General features: G+C 40.9%; 14 protein-coding genes and 1 CRISPR repeat array. Of the genes, 5 read left to right on the forward strand and 9 right to left on the reverse strand.

Going from position 1 to position 21,247, the window contains the following annotated elements; all coding sequences use genetic code 11:
- Positions 1-306: 306 nt before the first annotated feature.
- Both IQ276_RS19905 and IQ276_RS19910 read right to left on the reverse strand, forming a co-directional pair.
- On the reverse strand, positions 307-648 hold the full coding sequence (locus tag IQ276_RS19905) for a hypothetical protein (RefSeq protein WP_190882738.1): 342 nt from the start codon (positions 646-648) through the stop codon (positions 307-309).
- Between the two features lie 506 nt (positions 649-1,154).
- On the reverse strand, positions 1,155-1,421 hold the full coding sequence (locus tag IQ276_RS19910) for a Mo-dependent nitrogenase C-terminal domain-containing protein (RefSeq protein WP_193916956.1): 267 nt from the start codon (positions 1,419-1,421) through the stop codon (positions 1,155-1,157).
- Positions 1,422-2,802: 1,381 nt separating this feature from the next.
- On the opposite strand from IQ276_RS19910, the gene IQ276_RS19915 reads away from it, so the two are divergent.
- From IQ276_RS19915 to IQ276_RS19930, 4 genes are all read left to right on the forward strand, one after another.
- Positions 2,803-4,614, forward strand: coding sequence for a ScyA-related TPP-binding enzyme (locus IQ276_RS19915; protein ID WP_193921589.1), 1,812 nt, complete (start codon positions 2,803-2,805; stop codon positions 4,612-4,614).
- Between the two features lie 11 nt (positions 4,615-4,625).
- Entirely contained in the window at positions 4,626-5,768 is a 1,143-nt protein-coding gene (locus IQ276_RS19920; protein ID WP_193921587.1) for a 3-oxoacyl-ACP synthase III family protein, read from the forward strand.
- A gap of 321 nt (positions 5,769-6,089) precedes the next feature.
- Positions 6,090-7,082: an SGNH/GDSL hydrolase family protein gene (locus IQ276_RS19925; RefSeq protein WP_193921585.1), complete on the forward strand. Its 993-nt coding sequence runs from the start codon at positions 6,090-6,092 to the stop codon at positions 7,080-7,082.
- Entirely contained in the window at positions 7,079-7,831 is a 753-nt protein-coding gene (locus tag IQ276_RS19930; RefSeq protein ID WP_193921583.1) for an SDR family oxidoreductase, read from the forward strand. Before IQ276_RS19925 ends, IQ276_RS19930 begins: the two co-directional genes overlap by 4 nt.
- A gap of 388 nt (positions 7,832-8,219) precedes the next feature.
- Here IQ276_RS19930 and IQ276_RS19935 read toward each other — a convergent pair whose 3' ends face one another.
- The 4 genes from IQ276_RS19935 to IQ276_RS19950 form a co-directional block, all read right to left on the reverse strand.
- Positions 8,220-11,747, reverse strand: coding sequence for a WD40 domain-containing protein (locus tag IQ276_RS19935; RefSeq protein WP_193923365.1), 3,528 nt, complete (start codon positions 11,745-11,747; stop codon positions 8,220-8,222).
- A gap of 987 nt (positions 11,748-12,734) precedes the next feature.
- A complete protein-coding gene (locus IQ276_RS19940; protein ID WP_193920188.1) occupies positions 12,735-14,075 on the reverse strand; it encodes a tyrosinase family protein in 1,341 nt (446 codons plus the stop codon).
- Positions 14,076-14,540: 465 nt separating this feature from the next.
- Positions 14,541-15,491, reverse strand: coding sequence for an AAA family ATPase (locus IQ276_RS19945; protein ID WP_193920187.1), 951 nt, complete (start codon positions 15,489-15,491; stop codon positions 14,541-14,543).
- Positions 15,492-15,559: 68 nt separating this feature from the next.
- Positions 15,560-16,654 carry a DUF4350 domain-containing protein gene (locus IQ276_RS19950; RefSeq protein ID WP_193920186.1) on the reverse strand — a complete coding sequence of 365 codons (1,095 nt, stop codon included), beginning with the start codon at positions 16,652-16,654 and terminating at the stop codon, positions 15,560-15,562.
- 386 nt (positions 16,655-17,040) lie between these two features.
- On the opposite strand from IQ276_RS19950, the gene IQ276_RS19955 reads away from it, so the two are divergent.
- Complete coding sequence (locus IQ276_RS19955; RefSeq protein WP_193920185.1) at positions 17,041-17,211, forward strand: hypothetical protein; 171 nt, start codon at positions 17,041-17,043, stop codon at positions 17,209-17,211.
- 563 nt (positions 17,212-17,774) lie between these two features.
- Positions 17,775-18,474: direct repeats of the CRISPR family, unit length 37 nt; unit sequence ATTGAAATTTCATTTACTCCCTATTAGGGATTGAAAC.
- 37 nt (positions 18,475-18,511) lie between these two features.
- Here the strand turns inward: IQ276_RS19955 and IQ276_RS19960 are convergent.
- The 3 genes from IQ276_RS19960 to IQ276_RS19970 all read right to left on the reverse strand — a co-directional run bounded on the left by IQ276_RS19960 (position 18,512) and on the right by IQ276_RS19970 (position 21,133).
- A complete protein-coding gene (locus IQ276_RS19960; protein ID WP_193920184.1) occupies positions 18,512-19,018 on the reverse strand; it encodes a hypothetical protein in 507 nt (168 codons plus the stop codon).
- A 49-nt stretch (positions 19,019-19,067) separates the two neighbouring features.
- Entirely contained in the window at positions 19,068-20,060 is a 993-nt protein-coding gene (locus IQ276_RS19965; RefSeq protein WP_193920182.1) for an SGNH/GDSL hydrolase family protein, read from the reverse strand.
- Positions 20,061-20,515: 455 nt separating this feature from the next.
- Positions 20,516-21,133 carry an NUDIX hydrolase gene (locus tag IQ276_RS19970; RefSeq protein ID WP_235115814.1) on the reverse strand — a complete coding sequence of 206 codons (618 nt, stop codon included), beginning with the start codon at positions 21,131-21,133 and terminating at the stop codon, positions 20,516-20,518.
- Positions 21,134-21,247 lie beyond the last annotated feature (114 nt).

Here is a 21,247-nt window from a genome sequence, read left to right on the forward strand (position 1 = left end):
CCGTTTTTCTAGGAGTTCAAGCTGATTAAATTCTTATCTTGAATAATTTTTGCACTTTAACTAACCTATAACGGTTCCCAATCACATGAGGTACAAAAATTTCTAGGGGCGCATAGCTATGCGCCCCTATGTTGTAGCTATTCTTTTTCACCAAGGGTATCGCCTTAAGTATCCAAGCAAATGGCTTAACTTTTAAAAGATCTTAGGAGTTATTATTTGTGATTTATCGAAGAGACTCCATCAGTTGCACTCACAAGTAGCAATGAAAATTTCTTTTCCCTACTCCCAACTCCCCACTCCCTATTTTCAAGATTCTATAGAACCGCCCATCTCGACCCACTGTGTTATCAGTCCATATAAAACCGAGCGCATCGTTACTTTTTTATGCTTACAGATAATTTTGAACTGATACTTGAGATTTTTGGGAATGTATCCTTTAATCTCTTCTAATTCTTCCTTCAGCAAATTACTATGTAATTGAGGAACAGGCGCACCTGCTTGTATCCATTGCCGAATTAAAATTTCTAATATTTCACTCATTTCTGCGTTTTTCTGTACGCAAAAAACTTTAAACTGAATTTTTAGTGATTTTGGTATATTGCCTTTAACCACTGTAAATTCTTCGATTTTATCTTTAAGTTCCATCATACACGTTTCTTATCTAAATTCAATTGTTGTGTCTCAAAGAATAAGATTGAATTCTAAAATTTTATAGTCTAATATAATATTCATGTATATGTATAATTTCTTAATGTCTCATCTAAAAATTTTAAATCAATTCTTTTTGAAATAATTGCTTTTACTGCTAGTTTACTAGACCAATAATATTTAGATAAATATCTATGCATCTTACAGAGTAAGTCTTGAAGAGGTACGGCAAATAAATCAGTCATCTTGTGCGGAAAAAATTAACTTACCTTGTTATGTTAGAACATCGTAAAATATTAACAACCGAATATCTTGAAGATAAGAATCAACTTAAGACGATATCCGCATTTTCATCAGTCATTATCAGCAGTAAATTGTACAGAAGCATTAGACTGTCTGCACTGTTGAAAAATCCGAAAGACACATCTAGGTATTAAGCAAAGTTACGTGCCTGAGTTTTCCACGAATGTAAAATTAAGTGCAAGATTCGTCATTGGGAAAGGTATTTACAATTTAGAAGCCTTGTCCTGATGCTGGACAAGGTAACATTGGGCACGAAAACGCAACTCAGTCAACTGGTTATATAGGGGGTTGAACTTACATAAAGGTGGAATGTAGATAATGAAATGACCAAATAGGTTGATGTCCCGTTCAAATGGACAAGTAGATGGGATAATTCGGCATAATAATTGCGCCAGTTCAGCATTACGGATTTCGATAGTATCTAGCTTTTTTTGTAATATTTGTAGCATGTACAATTTGTTTGCATTCATAGTGAGTTCCCTAAAATTTCTGAGTTCAAATCATCCCTGAGCAGTTCCGGTTACCGCAGGGAAGGTGAGAAGAGTATATGGCTATCAAGTCTGCGATCGCTCTTGTTCTGCTAAGCTTTACTCAAACCTGATTATTCGTTAGCTTGCCAATTTTCAACGATTTTAACCAGTTAATATCTCAAAGTTAACCAGCAATTTAAGTTGAGTGGGGAGTGGGGGGGCAGGGGAGCAGAGGAGAAGTTGCTGAACTCTTTCCCTTCTGCACCTCTGGACCTCCGCCCCTGGAGCCTCTTTCCCAATGTCCACTCCCCAATCCCCAATCCCCAATGCCCACTCCCCACTCCCCAGTTTCTTCCAGCATTATCTTAAGTTGTTGCTTAAGTTAGTGATTTTGAATCGACAAAATTGCCTGAAGTGGCGAAACTGAATTTTAGCAAAACGCAAGTTCTACTCAGTGCTAAGTTCTGAATAATGAGTTAAGGATACTCATAAACTTTTACTGCTTTAAAGCCTTTTACTTTGAAGTCTCATACAATTCTTAAAGAAAGGTGCTTTATGTTAACAATCCTTAAATTAAGTAATATTTGCTGTCTTTCATATAGTTTCTATAGAGAAATGTCACATATATTGCATCAAAACTGTGCTATTTTGAGAATGTGCGATTTTTAACTTCTACCTTAACATTAACGCACCTATTTCTTAACTTTAGGACAAAAGATTTCTGGAAAAATCACTTGAGTTAGGTCAAATACATGATTAGTGGATTATAATGAACTAAGAAACTTTTTATCCTAATTGTTTGTATATATTTTAACCAATGTGATGGAGATTTACATAGTCTTTCATCAAAAAACACTCAGCTTATGATCAACCAAAGCTTTCACCTCTACAAAATTGCTATTTTTGGAGTTTGAAGTTTCTACATTAAGACTTGTTGCTAGCCGAATTGTCTAACCGAGTATTGGTGACTTCAAAATGTCATATAACTGGAATTTTGAAGTTGCAATCTCAAGCTGTGACGAACTAATTAAGGTTTCTGGATAGATGTTCAATAAAAAAAGACCTAAGCACTTTTTAATTTTGCCTAGAAAAGGACTTGAGTACTTTTTCCTCAGTCAGAATGAGTCGATTCATCTGAAAAAGTTACAAATAAACCTTTGAGACAAGTAAAAACTTGTATTACAAAATGCATAATACCAGCTAAATTAGCAGTTGTAAGTTATATAAACAAGTCTATTTGAAAATACTACAACTAACTTCAATCAACTTTGAAATGTATGTGTAAGTAAAATAGTTTACTAAATTATAACCAAGCACTATGAGTTCAACACATTACCCGATTAATCCTCGCACCCATGAATATTTGGAGCAAAATAAGAATATGTTGGTAGCACCAGAGGCGACTACACAATTCAAGTATCCATCCAAGGCTTTCGTTTCCTTCCCTGAAAATAACTCATTGATTGCAGACATCCAATCAAGTCCAGCCTTAGATACTTTTCCTTTCAATAATCAAGACTCAGAGTCGATTTCAGTCGCCTCTGCAATTGTGAAAATGTTAGAAGATTTGGGAGTCGAATATGCCTTTGGTGTTTCGGGGGGTGCGATCGCTCCAGTATGGTACAAATTGCAACATAGCTCAATTAAATTACTACACTTTCGTCACGAAGCAGGAGCTGCTTTTGCAGCCACCGAGGCGTATTTTGCTAGTGGCCGCCCTGTTGTAGTATTTACCACATCAGGTCCGGGGATCACCAATGCCTTGACTGGGTTGTTCGCTGCACGCTGGGAAGATGCCAAAGTAATTTTTCTGTCGGCTTCTACCTCTGCACCACAGCGTGGACGTTGGGCACTCCAAGAAACCAGCACTTACACCATGCCTAGTGCCGGACTTTTTACCTCAGAATCACTCTTTCATTACGCAACTACTCTCGAATGTAGTGAAGAACTTCCAGAAGTCTATCGACGACTAGCCAAAGGCTTAGCCCGACCGGATGGCTTTGTCGCCCACTTGAGTATCCCGACTAACATCCAAACCAATCCAGTTGAGAAATCTTTGCCACCGGTAACACTCTCTTGTGCGTCACCGACAGCCAGCGAAGAAGCGATCGCCGAATGTGGACAGTTACTTGCAGAAGGACCATTTGCGATCTGGGTTGGCTTTGGTGCCCGCCTTGCCGCTGCTGAAATTCGCCAACTGGCTGAGAGAACAGGTGCGGCGGTAATGTGTTCACCACGCGGTAAAGGTATTTTTCCAGAGGATCATCCTCAATTTGTGGGGATCACGGGCTTCGCTGGACATGAATCGGTTCTGAGATATATGCAAGAACACCGTCCTCTACGAACACTAGTACTCGGAACCCGTCTTGGTGAATTTACCTCATTTTGGAACCCTGCCATGATTCCTTCACGAGGCTTTTTACATGTTGACATCAATCCAGAAGTACCAGGAACTGCTTACCCATCTACCGAAACCATCGCCATTCAGTCTGATGTCAGAATGTTTGTCAAGGCCTTGCTCAAGCGCTTTCCCAAGCGACAAAATCGTGCCAAAAAACAGTCTTTACCCAGACCTGAGCGCAGTGTCATCAATGCCAGCACAGATAGCCCAGTCCGACCAGAAGTACTGATGAATCTTATGCAACGAGTCATCGTTGAGGGTAGTGATGCCATCGTGATGGCTGAAGGAGGTAATTCATTTGCTTGGGCAATTAACCGATTGCGATTTGGTAAACCAGGACGTTTTCGGGTCAGCACTGGATTTGGGGCTATGGGTCATTTCGTCACCAGCGTCGTGGGTGCAGCGTTAACACATCACAGTAAAGCTATAGCGATCGTTGGGGATGGTGCGATGTTGATGAACAATGAAGTCAGCACAGCCGTAAGATATCAGATTCCTGCCGTTTGGATTGTCCTCAATGATGCACGCTACAACATGTGTCAGCAAGGCTCCAAGATACAGGGTTACGAGGGTATGGATGTAGAAATACCACAGGCAGATTTTGTGATGCTTGCCCGCAGCATGGGAGCCGACGGTATCCGTGTGGAAAAAGAGTCTGACATTCAAGCAGCGTTAGAAATGGCAATGGCTTCTACTCGTCCATTCGTTGTGGACATACTTATCGACCACACAAGACAGGCACCTATTGGAACTCGTATTTCTAGTTTGATTTCACAAGGCGCTAAAAATTAGAGGAGATTGTGATGTTAAATCACCCAGTAGGCATTCGCTCATTGGCATTAAGCTTGCCAAGTATCAAGCGTACAAACGATTACTACACAGAAAAATATCCCGAAGTAATTGCCGAGTCCGAACAAAAAAGTTTAGCAAGATTGTTTTCCCTTGCGGGTTCCACACCTAACAACGAGTTTGACTCAGAGATGTTGCCCTATCTTAAAGACCCTTTTCGAGGTACTGTCCACCGATGGGTACTGGCACCAGAAGAATCTTCATTAATGTTGCAAGAACGTGCGGCTCGTGCAGCCCTTGATGCAGCAGAACTAACTCCCAAAGAAGTTGATCTCATGCTCGTTGCCTCCGTTTGGCCTGAACAAATAGGATTTGGCGATGCTGCTTTTCTAGCTCGTCAACTGAGCTTGGAAGGTGCTGCTTGGAATCTTGATGCAGCCTGTGGAGTCACTCCAGTTGCCTTTCAAACTGCCTCTGCTTTAGTACAAACAGGAGAATACCGCAACGTCCTAGTAGTGATTTCCTGTGCATACTCTCGCTTTTTCGATGAAGACGATACACTATCATGGTTTATGAGTGACGGGGCTGGAGCTTTTGTAGTTAGTTCACTCGCACCCAACCAAGGCATCCTGGGTACAAAGACCATTCATACTGCTGCTTTATGTGATAGCTTTTTTGCCAAACTCACTGAAGACGAGCAAGGCAATCCACAAATACATATGCGGATGGGCAAAGGCGCAAATAAAGCCATCCGCGAAACCGCTGTGGGACAACTGCGTACTTGTTGTGAAGGTGCCTTAGCTGCCGCCGGTGTCACACTTGAGGAAATTGACTTTTTTATTTTTAATACATCCACTGCTTGGTCAGCAAACTTCTGCACTCGCGTACTAGGCATTGACCCAGAACGGACAATCAACCTTTACTCTGAGTATGCAAACATTGGCCCAGTAATCACGATCGCCAATTTGTACTATGCTGTGCAGCTGGGTAAGATTCACGAAAATGACTTGGTTCTGATTTATGGTTTAGGTGCAGCAGGTGCCGCCTCTGCAAGTGTGATGCGTTGGGGTGATGTGGCATTAAGTACTGTTCCAAATCTCCACGAACCTGAGATAATACTCACAAGTTCCTTAGATCCTAGCTTGGCTTTTTGCTAGCTCGAAAATAGGGAGTAGGGGTTTAGCAATGCTAAACCCCTACACAGATGTAGGAATCAATCTTGATATCTACATATAGCGGTTCCCATTCAGATGGGGTACAACATGATATCACGAGGTGTAGGGACACGGCACTGCCGTGCCCCTACAGGTGTACCTTATTAGGTCAGGAAGCGCTATAGTGCGTTTACTCTAAATTTAGTGCATTGGATAAAGAGGCCAATAAGTTGATAATAAAATTTGATTAAAATCATTAGAATTTGTACTTCTTTCAAAGCAACGTACTACTCCTGTTGTTCAAAACAAATTTAGTAATCGATTATGCAAAAACAATTTCTGGCGGCAGGTTTTTTTCTGTTATCTTTGATGTTTCCCCTCAAAGTTTCAGCCCAAAATTATGACGAGATTTATGTCTTTGGCGATAGCTTATCGGATACAGGTAATGTATTTAATTTCACAAATGGAATTATTCCCCCAAGTCCGACTTACTTCAATGGACGGTTTTCCAATGGCCCAGCTTGGGTGGAATATCTCGCCTCTGATTTAGGGTTAACTTTCAATCCCAACACCAACTATGCCTTCGGTGGTGCGACTACAGGATTCGATAACATAGGACTAAGTTTTTTACCAGGATTACAACAACAAATTAATAACTTCACAACAGGAAATCAGTCTGCCAATCCCAACGCCCTTTATATCATTTGGGCTGGTGCTAATGATTACATGAAGTACTTTTTTGATATCACTCCTAACCCAACAGAATCTGTAGACAATTTATCCGCAGCAATAACTTCACTAGCTGCTGTGGGGGCTGAAAATATTATGGTGGTTAACTTACCAGATTTGGGAAAGTTTCCAGTTACAGGTGGCAATAGTCAAACAGCAAGCATACTAAGCAGTTTCACCAATGAACATAACTCTGATTTACTCGCAACTATTAACTTGTTGAATCAGCAACTAAGTCCTGAAACTAACATTATTCCTCTCGATGTTAATTCTTTATATAATCGCATCATTGGAGATCCAGCAGAATTCGGTTTTACAAATGTCACCGATTCTTGTGTTGGAGAATTATCGGTGGTGCCCATCGAAGTTCCCGTGAAGCCAGTTATATGTGACCCAAACAAGTTTTTATTCTGGGATGAAGTCCATCCCACAACTGCAACTCATCAGCTAATTGGAGAATTAGCATTTTCAGCCTTGAAGCCAGCTTCTGTCCCTGAATCTTCTACAGTATTAGGAGTATTGACAGTTGGTGCTTTATATGGTAAAAGCCGAAACAAAGCAATCAAAAAGCAAGGGGTACGTGGATGAGCGGCCAACTAGATGGAAAAGTCGCCCTGGTGACCGGGGCTTCATCAGGTATTGGTCGAGCCAGTGCGATCGCATTTGCCCGCGCTGGAGCCAAGGTTGTCGCTGCTAGCCGTCGCATTCCTGAGGGAGAAGCAACGGCGCACCAGATCCAAGAAATCGGAGGAGAGGCGATTTTCATCAAAACCGATGTGTCAAAGGCTGATGACGTGGAGGCGTTGATTCAGAAAACCGTGGATATTTATGGTCGTCTGGACTGCGCTTGCAACAATGCTGGATTTGGGGGGGGAGCTATCCCACTTACAGATATGTCCGAAGAAGACTGGGATCGACTGATTGACGTAAATTTGAAAGGAACCTGGCTTTGTTTGAAGTACCAAATTAGGGCAATGCTGAAACAAGGAAGTGGGGCGATCGTCAACATCGCTTCCATCGCTGGTGTAGCCGGTATTCCTGGTCTTGCTGGCTACTCTGCCACTAAAGGTGGGATCACCGCTTTAAGTAAAGCCGCAGCAATGGAGTATGCCTTGGCAGGTATCCGCATCAATGTTATCAGTCCTGGTGCGATCGCAACTGATATGCTAGCGACCTTACCAGCAGATGTACTGGCTCAACTAAGAGCAATGCATCCCATAGGACGCACTGGCAAGCCGGAAGAGGTGGCCGATACTGTGGTGTGGTTATGTTCGGATGCAGCTTCTTTCATCACAGGGCACAATATGATGGTTGATGGAGGATATACCACACAATGAAGAGAGCAGGGGGAGCAGGGGGAGCAGGGGAAGCAGGGGAAGCAGGGGGATTAAACTAAGCCACCCACTTTCTTGTGGGGTTTGTACCTACCTTGAGATACAAGGATTTATTCGCGCCACTTGCGGGCGTTAGCGCAGCGGGACGAAGTCCGGTTTTGAACCTTTACTTTTTTCATAAACTACCCCAGCCCGCTTCTGGGCTGGGCTTTCAGGATCTCTAATTCTCTAGCAAGAATTAGCTGTTAATGTTCAAAACAACAGCTAAAGCTTGGCTGATTCCTTGCATTGTTTCATCATCAACGTTCCCGTTGAGCAGCTACCTTGACTATCCATCAACTCTAAATTCAAAATCGTTTAATTACTTCAAAATTGCTGTAATCTATTAATACTAAGAACTAAACGCCCCTAAAACTTTTAAAGTCGCAATAGTCGCCTCAGTTAAATCACTCACACCAGTAATGTTCATCCCTTCATAAGGTCTTTCGCATCTGAGAGTTTTCAGGCATTTACCTGTTTCCACATCCCAAAGCTTAATCGTCTCATCTTCGCTGCCACTAGCCAAAATTTTACCTTGAGGATTAAAAGCAACTGACCAAACCCACTTGCTATGTCCTGACAAAGTTTTTATTTCTTTGCTGGTGGACAGATCCCACAGCTTGATTGTTTGATCTCCGCTACCACTGGCTAGGATATGACCATCTATACTAATGGCGGCTGAGTACACGCAATTCGTATGCCCCTGCAAGGTTCTCAGACACTTACCGGTACTAACATCCCACAGTTTCACTGTCTGATCGCCGCTGGTACTTACCAGGTTCGTACCATCAGGACTAAAAGCAACTGACCAAATCCAGTCAGTGTGACCTTCCAAAGTTTGAATGCAACTACCGATGCGGACATCCCACAGCCTGATGGTTTGGTCATGGCAACCACTGGCTAGGGTATGACCATCGGGGCTGAAGGCAACTGACCAAACTCGCTGAGTGTGACCCTGCAAGATTTGGAGACATTTACCTGTGGTGACATCCCACAGATTGATAGTTTGGTCATCACTGCCACTTGCTAGTATCTTACCATCGGGACTAAAGGCAACTGAGATGATCCGATTGCTATGTCCGCTCAAAGTTTTGAGACACTGACCAGTTTTGACATTCCATAGTTTCACGGTTTGATCTTCACTACCACTGGCAAGAATGTTACCGTCTGGGTTCAGGGAAACTGATGTCACCCGATTACTATGCCCCCGCAACGTTTTCAGGCAAAGACCAGTGTTCGTATCCCAGAGTTTCACTGTTTTGTCATTATTGCCACTTGCAAGGATATTACCTTGAGAACTGAAGGTAACCGACCAGATACCATTACAATAACCCTGTAAGGTCTTGAGGCATCCACCTGTACTAAAATTCCACAGCTTAACTGTTTGGTCATCGCTGCCACTTGCTAGGGTCGTACCATCAGGACTAAAGGCAACTGACCATACGCGACTGCCATGACCTTTGAGAGTTTTCAGGCATTGACCCGTGCTGACATCCCATAGTTTCACTGTTTGGTCATCACTGCCGCTTGCTAGGCGATCGCCATCCAAACTAAAGGCAACTGAATTTACCAAGCCAGTATGACCTTGCAAAGTATCAAGACATTCACCTGTACTGAGATTCCACAGCCTAACTGTTTTATCATGACAACCACTAACTAGTCTATGACCATCTGGACTAAAAGCAACGGACTGTACTCTATGGGTGTGTCCCAGCAACGTCTTGACACATTGATTAGTATTAATATCCCACAGCCTGATAGAGCAGTCGTCATTTCCACTAGCAAGCATTGTACCATCAGGACTAAAGACCACTGCCCACACCCGGCTACCGTGTCCTTGGAGAATTTGAACGCATTCCCCGGTGACAACATCCCACAACCTCACCGTCGTGTCTTCACTACTACTTGCTAGTGTCTGACCATCGGGACTGAAGGAAACTGACCAGATGCCAGCGCTATGACCCTCGAAGGTGGCGAGGCATTGCCCAGTGCTAGTATCCCATAGTTTTACTGTTTGGTCATCGCTGCCACTAGCAAGCATTGTACCATCAGGACTAAAAGTCACAGGCCAGATAAAACCTGCGTGTCCCTTGCAGGTGAGCAGTTGCTTGCCATCTGCAACTTGGTAAACGCGAACTTCACCATTGGTATCTCCTGTTGCCAAGAGTTTGCCATCGCAGCTCAATGCTACTCCATGAATACCGCCAATGGTTTCTGCAAAAACGCATTTAGCGAGATTAGCATTTGCAAAATTGGCATTTTGCAAATTTACATTCCTGAGGTCTGCTTGCCAAATAGTTAAATCGGAAAAATCACTACCAACAAGGTCAGTTCCCAAATGACAAAGTAAATTAACAATATTTCCAGATGTATAACTTTGTTCTAGGGGAGATGTTTCTCTGAGGGTTCCGATAATTTGGGTGAGGTGATTTTCTAGAGTTTTTTGGCTTCTAAAGATAGCCAATAATCCTTCGATTATGGGTTGAAGAATGAGGTGAATTTGAGTTTCCCTTACATAGTCTTTTGCAGTCGCTTTCATCAAAGCATGGCTTCGGAAAAATTCGAGATTGTCAGTGATAATTTCTTGACAAATTTGCTCTACCAATCGATTAATCGCATACTCCATGACTACAGGTTGGAGAGTGAACATTGCTTCGGTTTTTTCAACTAGAGATCGCCTCACCAAAGATTCCAAAACTTCCAGTAACTTTTGCAATGATAATGCTGATATAATATCTTTTTGTAATTCGGCAAGGGAAACTGCCTCATGATTAATTGCCAGCCAATATATAATTTCTTTTTCTAAATCTGATAAACGTTCAAACTGCTGTTCTAAAATATCCCAAATATCACCAAAAACAACAGTATCTTGGCTTAAAAATTCGGAAACATTACCACTAAATAAATCTTGAATAGTTGTGGCAACTACTTTTAAAGCTAAAGCATTTCCTCCATAGCTTTCAACTAATCTCCTCAGTTCTTTCTCTGAACCTGATATGCCTTTGATTTTTAAAATTTCTTGACCATCATTTGGCAAAAGACCTTTGAGCATGAATGAGCGAACGCACAAACCCGCTCCTTCCATTGATGCTACTTCTTTAGGTTTTTCTCTACTGGTTAATATTAAGCAGCTTTGTTGTTCTGTTTCTCCTAATCGTTTTAGCAGTTCACTATATCCTTCGTATCCCTCTCGATAACGTCCTACCCGACTACCAGCACGTAAAATTGACTCCATATTATCTAGTATTAATAAACAGCGATGCTGTCGTAGATAATGTAGCAGTCGCGTGAGTCTTTGAGCTGTGCCTTCTGGTAAAATTGCTTCTGTTTCCCGGTCATCAGAAAGAAATTGAATTAAACTAGCTAAGAGCGTGTTGACTGGAGGAGCATCTTGCAGCGATCGCCAAATAACGTACTCAAAATTCTCTTTAATTTGTTCTACAAGCTTGACAGTAACGGAAGTTTTGCCAATCCCCCCCATACCTAAAATCGCCACTATCTGACAGCGGTCTTTTAAAATCCATTGCTCTAATGTGGCTGTTTCTGATGTGCGTCCATAAAAAACTGATGCCCCAATTGCTTCTCCCCAATCTAAATGTCGAGATTTGTCAGAATTTGTATAGTCAGTTTTATCTAAATCTAAATTTAAAGCCTGAAAAAAAAGCTCAAGTGTTTTTTTATCAACTCCTTCCTCACGAGATAATACCTTAGAAATTGTTACAGTATTTACTTTAACTCGTTCACTTAAATCTTCAAGGGTATATCTATTTCCGTAATTCTCTTTGTCTTCCAGGGTAATTTTACCGGATTGCAGCTTTTGCAATCCTTCAAGTGTAAGAATCAGACCACGCTTGCGTTTTTGCTTTGGAACCTGGGTCATAACTACTAACCTGATGAATGTAAAATAAGTAATTGGTAATTACTGATATATGACTCACTATCAATCTAGTACAGCACGGCGTAAATAAACCAACCATTTGAAATGTCTAAAACCCTTATGAACAGGTAATTACGAATTACGAATTACGAATTACGAATTCCGCCTTGCGGTACTAGCGATCTTGAGATTTGTAACTGCAAGTGAATTTAAGGTTCTGTTGCAACGCTGGGTTGTCATCATGTAGGATAAACCAATTACTTTTGGTTAAGAATAAGAGATAAAAGAGTAAAGGTTTGAATTTACCTTTGATTTTTTAGCCCTTAAGTTTTTTCTAAATTAGAACAGAAGTTGTTAATAAAGTCTTAATTAAGAAACAGGAATATACACAGCATTTACGCAAAAATTGCCAAAAAATTTAATTTATCGAACCGCCAAGGTGCTAAGAGGATGTTTGAAAAGTGATATGTAGTGATTTGAATCGAATTATTACCCCCCTTAATCCCACGCCACTTGCTACAACGGAGGGAACCTCCGCAACGCAGTGGCTCCCCGATATATTGGGGGGAAACAAGAAATCTAGTTCCCTCACGCCACTTGCTTCAAGCCGGGGAACCCGTCCAACGCAGTGGCTCCCCTTTATAAGGGGAGGGTTAGGGTGGGGTGGAAAATATTTGAGACATCAATCATGACTTTTCAAACATCCTCTAAGGACGCCAAGAGTTCGTACAGTGTGCCTAAGTCCTAATACATAGAAACCAAAAGTCTCCGTGTGGAGTATATCAACATTGAAAAGGACTCAAGTCCTTTAGTTGTATTATGCACAAATTCTTTAAAAAACTTCAAGATTCAAGAATTTTTTATATAAATATTGTGGGGAGATGGGGGGCGGAGGGGGCGTTGCTGATTTTATGTATAAAAATCATTGTGCATGATATCAAAATCCTTGTAGAGACGTTGCAATTGCTAGTCTCTACATCTGGATTCATCTCAGAATTTATTCTCGATTAACCAGTGAACCCAGTCTAATGACCATATTGGCACTTCTGGGACGTGTTTAAGAGTGTCGTAGGTGTAGCCGTAGTTTCTGAGATTGAGAGTGTCTTTGGGCGTGACAATATCATTGCGTGCAAAATTTGGTAGCAGAGATCGTATATCCCCAGGGCCTATTTTTCCTGGTGTGGACTGTCCCCCGTCCCAAGGCCACATGGGATCATTGAGATTGTGTCCGTAAGGCTGATTAGCTTTTGGATAAGAAGCCTTTTTTAGGCGATGGTTTTCTTGCCATTGCGCCCAAAGGCGATCGACGTTGGCATGATGCAGCCAAAAAATTGGATCATTGGGAGAACCAGGAACGTTGCTCATGGTGCCTAATCTTTGCAGCAAAGGGGGCGGAAACTGAGTTAAATCGACAAGAACCCCGCCGACCAATCCATGAAGATAATTATGAGTGAATACTCCAGGAGTTTCATTGCCATTTTGATCTACGCTAATATCTCCTTCTATGGCAGCGCGAAATTGAAGATAGTCATTGATATTGAGCAAATTATTGATTTCTGTTTGGGGTAGGGGGTAGTTATTGGCAGGAGGTATTTTGAGAAAGCGAATGAGTGAGGTTCCCAGAGTTTGATTTGTTATTTGGTCAATATGTAAGTTGTTGTTCAGAACCCAGCCATCAGCTAAAGAAAAATTACCAAACTGAACAGAACCACCCAAATAACTACCTGCACCTGGAACGTTGATTGTTGTTCCTGTGCCATTTGCTCCTAAAAAGTCTGGTTTAAAGATAATATCGATCGCTCTAGGATCTTTCCAATCCCAATATGGAATAGTTATCTTGGGGTTAACTGACTGTAAAGCTTTTTCAAATCTTCTTAAATATTCACGATGCCAAGGCAGAAAGCCTGCATTTGCGTGAGCCGCATCTGTTCCGGCTGCTGGCCCAGTGGGATGTAGGATTGTATTGGAATAATTTGCATTCATGCCACCCATATGCATTGATGAAAATCCCATCGCTCCCACATGTATGGCCACAATTTGGTCATAAAGACTGATGTTGCTGCCTTTAGGGATTGTTCTTTTTAATGTTTTGATGGCGTTAACAAAGTCTGCTTTTTCTTGTGGAGTCAGATCAACAACGTTTTTTCTGACTAGGGTGACATCCATTGCTGGAGTTTTTACCATAGTCATGGCAAGAATTATGCCAACGCACAACATGATGATTGTTTGACGGAAAAATTTTAAGGATTTTTTTCTCTGCTGAAAATTTTGTCTCCACTTTTGAACTTTTCTGGTGTTTGTGCGAACAAAAGTGTCAATTTTAGATTTCATGGAAATGATTCCCTAATTTAGAGTAGTTATGCGATCGCTTTTGCATCTAGATATATGCACAAGCTGTTGACAGAGGTTTGACGACGCTAACATCTGTATCAAATGACTAACAGCGAATTTCAAGTTGGTGAAGTACACAACGATTCGTCTGGTAGTCAGGTATAAAGCCTGTTTTATTTCTGACTCCTGAGTTCTGAATTCTGCTGTAAATACCAGTCTGGGTTTTAACTAATCGTTTTGAATGCTTGCTTGGTGTTTATCAATGGGGTAACTCTGGCTAGTAAATAATCTGCCAACGGCACTTTTACCAGACTTTTGCTTGATTTTTGCAACACATCGCCATTTTCTACTAACCTGGCTCAAAAAGCAAGAAATTCACGATGTGCTGATTTAATTTTCGTCTGGGCAATGATTTTGGCGATCGCTGGAAGTTTACTGAAAGAAAATTCCCAATCCAAAATCGGATCACCTTGGAACCGGGACTTGATTAATTACCGACGCAATTACCGCGTCAATTTGTAAACCATCCAGCATGGCTTCTGGTTTCAAAATCAGTCGATGACGTAGCAACGGCGATGCAACGGCTTTGACATCATCTGGTGTCACAAAATCCCTTCCTGTTAACCACGCTAGGGCTTGAGATGTCTGCAACCAAGCACCAGCGGCGCGGGGCGATGCACCCAAAGTTAAATCAGGATATTGACGCGATGTTCTCACCAACGCTAATAAATAATCAACGATCGCTTCTGACACTTTAACTTCTTTGACTGCTTGCCGTGCTTGCAAAATATCGGCTACTGTGGCTACTGGTTTCAAACGGCTAATATCCAAACGCCTTGCTGCAAAACCCGCCTGACGATTGAGTAACATTTGCTTTTCAGCAGCTTGATCGGGATAATCTACCACCAGTTTAAATAAAAACCTGTCTAACTGCGCTTCTGGTAAAGGATAAGTTCCCTCAAATTCTAGGGGATTTTGGGTTGCAATTACCCAAAATAAATCCGGCAAGGGTAAACTTTCACCATCTAGCGTTACCTGCATTTCTTCCATTGCTTCTAGCAGCGCCGCTTGTGTTTTAGGGGGAGTACGGTTAATTTCATCTGCTAGGAGTACTTCGGTAAATATTGGCCCTTTTTTTAAAGTGAAATTCCGGCTATTCAAGTCAAAAATATTTGTACCAGTAATATCTGACGGTAAGACATCTGGTGTTAATTGAATTCGGCGAAATTCCCCTTGAATTAACTGTGCTAATACTTTTACTAAGAGAGTTTTACCAGTACCCGGCACTCCTTCTAAAATTATGTGTCCACCAGCTAACAGCGCTACTAAAAGTTGTTGTATGAGGCTGGATTGCCCGACAATTACTTGGTTAAGACCTTCACCAAGGCGAATTAAAATAGAATGGATTTCGTTCATAATATTAATTTTTCATTTGTCGTTTGTCGTTTGCCATTTCTCAATTCCTATTAATTACGAATTACGAATTACGAATTACGAATTAATCTAATGGTTCGCCATTTTCCCAACCAGCTTAACAGCTCTTGTTCACTCATGGGCTGTTTGCGTGATTGTAGCTTTAAAACTGCATCTAGTTCTGCGGCACTTGCACCTGTTTTTTCTACCCAGACACTAAGCAAGGCTTGGTGTTCTAGCGGTATTTGCCCTAATCCTAAGGCTTTTTGCAGTTGCAATTGTTCTTGTTTACCCACCATCTCAATTACAAAGTCGGCGGTATCAGCTTTCTGCAAGACTAAGGCTAAGGCTTGGATGTATGCCTCGCTGTTATCTGCGACTGGTGTATCTAAAGTTACTGGTTTGCCAAAACGGCGATTCTGCGCCCAAATCAGCGCCAATAGTAAAATACCTACTTGGATAAATATTGGAAATAAAGGAGTTTTAGCAAAAAAACTAGATAAATTTCCTTCGTTTTCTTTCTGCCTGACATCGGTATCTTTATAGCCGTGAATGTATTCATCGACAAATACTGTGTTACCGTTTTTCTTGACTAACTCGGCTAAATACCTAAAATTACTGAAATTATTTTGGTAGGCATTGGCGGCTAAATAAGGAGTGGTAGAAAAAATTACGTTGCCTTGCTTGTATTTTTCTTGCCAGACAATAGCACCAAAGCGATCGCCTAAATCAATTTGCTTTTGGTTAACTTTTTTATTTCGTCTGCGCGTCTCAATTTTAATATCGCCTTGGGAGGATTTTTGCAGAGTGCTAAAGTTTGCTTCTGTAACTCGCGCCCCGGCACCTAAAATTACCAAAGTATTTCCTTTTTCTACCCATTCACGTTCTTGACTATCGAGGGTTGTATCTCTGGGATAGCTGCTAACCACAAGAAAAGTAACTGGGCTGTTCTCTGGCTGAATTTCACTAAAAGGCTTTTGCCAGCGCTTGATAGAAATTCCTTGCTCTTGCATGAAAGCGTACCAAGCACCATAGCCATCAGGGGCGCGGTTATAAGTAGAGCCAACATTAACTTTAGTATTATTAGGCGCTGCGATCAAACTCAGTAAAACGATCGCTGCAAGTGCGATCGCTCCCATCCAAGCAAGGCGATTTGAACGTTTCATTTTCCAGTTTCACAATCGTCAATTCGTTTTATAATCGATATTCAGTATGATAAGTACTAATATTTACTTATTTTTCAGTAAACTCAAAAAGATAATTAACTTTATCAAACTCTGCATTCAGACATCTATGGTAACAAACCATACTAGTTTCCAGAATTATGCAAATTACAATTTTCAGTTAGGTAAAGCAGCTTTTGCGATTTCTAAATCAAGTTTTTCTGGACAATTTAGGCAATTTTACCTGCATTTCTCCTATAAGCTAATGCCAATACTCTCAAAGTTGTGTTTGCATCAGTTTAAATCTTAGAAACTCCCTAAAGACGTAAAAAACCCCACCCCTGAGAAAGGGTAGGGTTAGTTATATTACTAAGGCTATTTAACTTGATATGATATCACTCAAATTAGAAAAGCGATCGCCCCCATACAATTATCAATCCGACACCATCAAGTTAAAATCAAGTTTGCCATCATATGCAAAACTGCGATCGCGCTTGTACAAACTAATTAAACCTGACGCTGACAATATTCGGTTTCACAGCAGATTTCAAGAAGCGTGAAGTACACCATCTAAATCTCAAAGCTAGGCCGAAAGCCTATTCTCATTCTGTTAGCGCAGGGGGGCGTAGCCCATTCTGACTCCTGAATTCTCAATTCTGCTGTATTTTTTGTGCGCCTGCTATTTTGGTAAAGTAGAACTTATGGGTGGTTAACCAGTGCGCTACGACTCTATTAGAACTAGCTTTTTCAAGGTGACCAACGAACATACGTTGTTTTGGTGTTAGCATCTTGAATCATCCGCTCACATTTTGGGCTTTTTGAAGATTGAAATAACCAATCTTCGTTCCAAATTTCACCAGCTTGAAAAGGCTAGTCCTGTCTATTTTCTTTGCCAAATGCGCGGATGGGTAGGTGTTAAAAATAAGATTTGGGGAAACAAGCTTCAAAGTAGGCTGTAGCAAGAGTTTTGCGATAAATAGTTGTGAAAGTACCCGCGCACCTTACACAGACTGGGTTTTGGCTATTTTATTAATACCTAATCTCAATTTTTCATGTTATGATTAGACCATCCGCGCTACAGAACCTTGAAAACCAAATACAGACTGTGTTTGCGGCTACCGCCATTGAAATTTCATTTACTCCCTATTAGGGATTGAAACTCTGATTTCCTCTACCGCTGCTAGTTCAGCTTTACGATTGAAATTTCATTTACTCCCTATTAGGGATTGAAACTGATATTGCTAGTAGTTATTGCTGGTGTAGTTGTCATTGAAATTTCATTTACTCCCTATTAGGGATTGAAACTGCAAAGACAAAGAATTAACTCAGTGGCAGATAAGATACATTGAAATTTCATTTACTCCCTATTAGGGATTGAAACAGCTTGGATACTGAAAGAGAAGATTTTAAATTATTATTGAAATTTCATTTACTCCCTATTAGGGATTGAAACAACAATCTTTCTCACGCTGATAGCAAATACGCATTACGTATGGTAATATTGAAATTTCATTTACTCCCTATTAGGGATTGAAACGAAATACCCAAAAGCAAGGACTCAAACTCTTTGAATTGAAATTTCATTTACTCCCTATTAGGGATTGAAACTTTTCCTTTTACTGTAAATAAAGTTGTTGAATGGCTATTGAAATTTCATTTACTCCCTATTAGGGATTGAAACATCTAAAAGCTTTTGCGCTCCTGCCGCTGGCAAATTGAAATTTCATTTACTCCCTATTAGGGATTGAAACCACAATAAATCACTTGGAAGACCCCTCTTCTAACCATTGAAATTTCATTTACTCCCTATTAGGGATTGAAACATGGGAAGCGATGACAAAGAAGAAATCAAAGAAAATTTTACGGACAACTGAAATCTTCTATGTAGAGCTTTCGTCCTACAGACCACTTGCTATCTGGAACTTTTAAAAAATCAAACCATGTCTGTTGACCACCCCCAGGATAGCAGCTTGGAGGGTTTTGAGGAGCAGCTTTACCTAGATAAACAGTGGTTCCTGCTGGCAAAGTTACTCTTTCTATAAGAGTAGCTTTATTACCCCATACTTGATTAAGAGCTAGATTTCTGATTGCTTGTAAATTTGTTTCATATTTGTCAGTTGTCACAAATCTACCTATCTTTTGAGTATCGTCACTATAGTAGCGATAAAAAGTCTGTGGGTAAGTTAGTATGACTTCTTTACATTTAGAGTTAAGGAAAGTAACAGCTACATCAGCAGGTAGAGGACAGTCAGCTGTTTGAGCAAGAACTCGTGGAAAATTGAACCCAAACTGTGAAGGCAAACTGGCTGAAAATAAGTTACTAAGAACGCTTAAACCAATACTTAAAGAAATTGAGTTAAATTTCATGTAAATTCTTCCTCACAATATTTTTAGAATATCTTTCGTTCAACCCAACCTACATTCTGAATTCTGTTAGTGCAGCGGGGCGCAGCCCATTCTTACTCCTGAATTCTTGCTTTTTAAAAGACTTCAAGATAGGTTGAGTTTTTAATACTGAAGCTGCATATTCCGCTATGACCTTATGACCAGCAGTTGTAGGATGGATGCTGTCCCAAAACAAAAAATTGTTTGGGTTGGTCTTACAGTCCAATGATGGATAAGAAGCAGGTATGGTGATTAAAACTGAGTTTCCTAAGCAAGAATCCATCGCATTTGTAAAACCATATTGTCCAGGATTAGCTAAAACCTGTTTAAATAACAAATTAACATCTAAAAAAATGATATTTACATGATTTAGTTCTGGGCTTAAAGAATTGATGCTTTTAATTAACTCGACATTATATTCAGCGACCAAATCGTTGAGTTGTTTGGAAGTTGGACTATTTCTTGTACCCGGTAAGTTCCCCAAATTGAATAAATTAGCCACTAGGATATTTTTAGCTCCAACAGTGGCAAGAGAACGCACTGCTATTGATATGTTTGTAACTGACTCACTGGGATTTCCAGCACTTTTAGAATCAAGAAAATCATTCGTACCGCCCCACACGATATAAAGTGCATGTGGGTTAACAGACTTATTGACTGCTGTAAACTTATTAATTTGAGACAAGACTCCCGTTAAATATAAACCATGTACAGGAGATATATTAATGTTATACAACCCAGACTTAGCACCACCAACAGCAAAGTTAGTGCCCAGAGACGGGTTTAAGCCCATATCTTGTGCAAGATATTCCACCCACACTGGCCCATTAGAAAAGCGTCCATCTTTGTAAGGGTAAGGAGGAATACCTACAGCCAATTCATCTTTTGTAATATCGTAAAAATTACCATCATCAGAAAAACTGTCACCAAACACATAAATCTGCTCAAAATCAGCAGCAGTTGCCTTGAGTGTAAACATGAATGAAAACAGGAAAAATGCTGCCGTTAAAATTGTATTCTGCATAATCTTTTTTATTCAAAAAATTGAATACACATTACTTTTTTCAACAACTCGTTCTTCTTTTTTTAATATCATTATGAAAACTTATAAGTCAATAAAAATGCAACAAATAAGAACCAATTCGTAAACAGGCGATCCGAAAAAGTGAGATGTCCTTGTTTGGGTAGTTCTTGCAGAGGGCATTAGAAAGTGAGGTATACTTGTAGGGGCACGGCAGTGCCCCTACACCTTTCGATATAATAGACCTCTTGCATAAATCAAAAAGAAAGAACCCCACCCCGCATTTGAGTAAAGCAAACGCTCCCCTCCCCGCAGGCGGGGAGGGGCTGGGGGTGGGGTCTTAGGGGACTTTTGCAAGAGGTCTAATGGAATATTTTTTTCGTTGGAAGTCCCTAATATTGGCAGAAATTTCAGCCATCAACCCGATCGCAACTACCAGCTGCAATGAAGGCTACTTCTTAATCAAAATCTGTGGGTAAATCTGGTTGACGATAATGTTGAAAAAGTCGGGTGATTTGTACTGGCGTCACGCGTCCAATAGAAAGTTCTGGTAACGCATCTTCACGAAAAAAATCTACTGCTTCAGTTTCAATACTTGATGATGGAGAACCACCGATTATTTCACAGTGAAAAAATAGCTTGTAGACATAAAACGGAAACGGTGGATGTCCTTGTTTATCTCTGTCATAAACTGCTAGTAATTTAGTAGCGCGTGCCTGATATCCAGATTCTTCATATACTTCTTTGACGACTACCTCACTGGGAGACTCGCCAACATCTGCCCATCCACCGGGTAAAGTCCAAAAACCATCAGATCTTTCTTTGACTAATAATATAGTATCGTCTCTAAAAATTGCTGCCCGCACATCAACTTTGGGAGTTGCATATCCTACTTCACGGCTAAATAAATCAAGGACATAGCTGTGTTCGACATTTGAGTAAGTCGCCATAATTTCTGTGGCGATCGCTCTTAATTGTTTATAGCGTTCGATATCATAAACGCCTTCAGAATAGGTGAGACCATTTTGGGCGATCGCTTGTAACTTTTGCGCCCATTCCAGCCATTTTGGTTCCATATTTAGGGATTGGGGATTGGGGATTGGGGATTGGGGATTGGGGAGTGGTGAGTGCTGAGTTAGGAGTTATGAGTTAGGAGTTAGGAGTTATCATTCTCCCTCATCTCCCTCATC

Origin of the sequence: Desmonostoc muscorum LEGE 12446, from assembly GCF_015207005.2 — a bacterium.
Classification (GTDB): Bacteria; Cyanobacteriota; Cyanobacteriia; order Cyanobacteriales; family Nostocaceae; genus Nostoc; species Nostoc muscorum.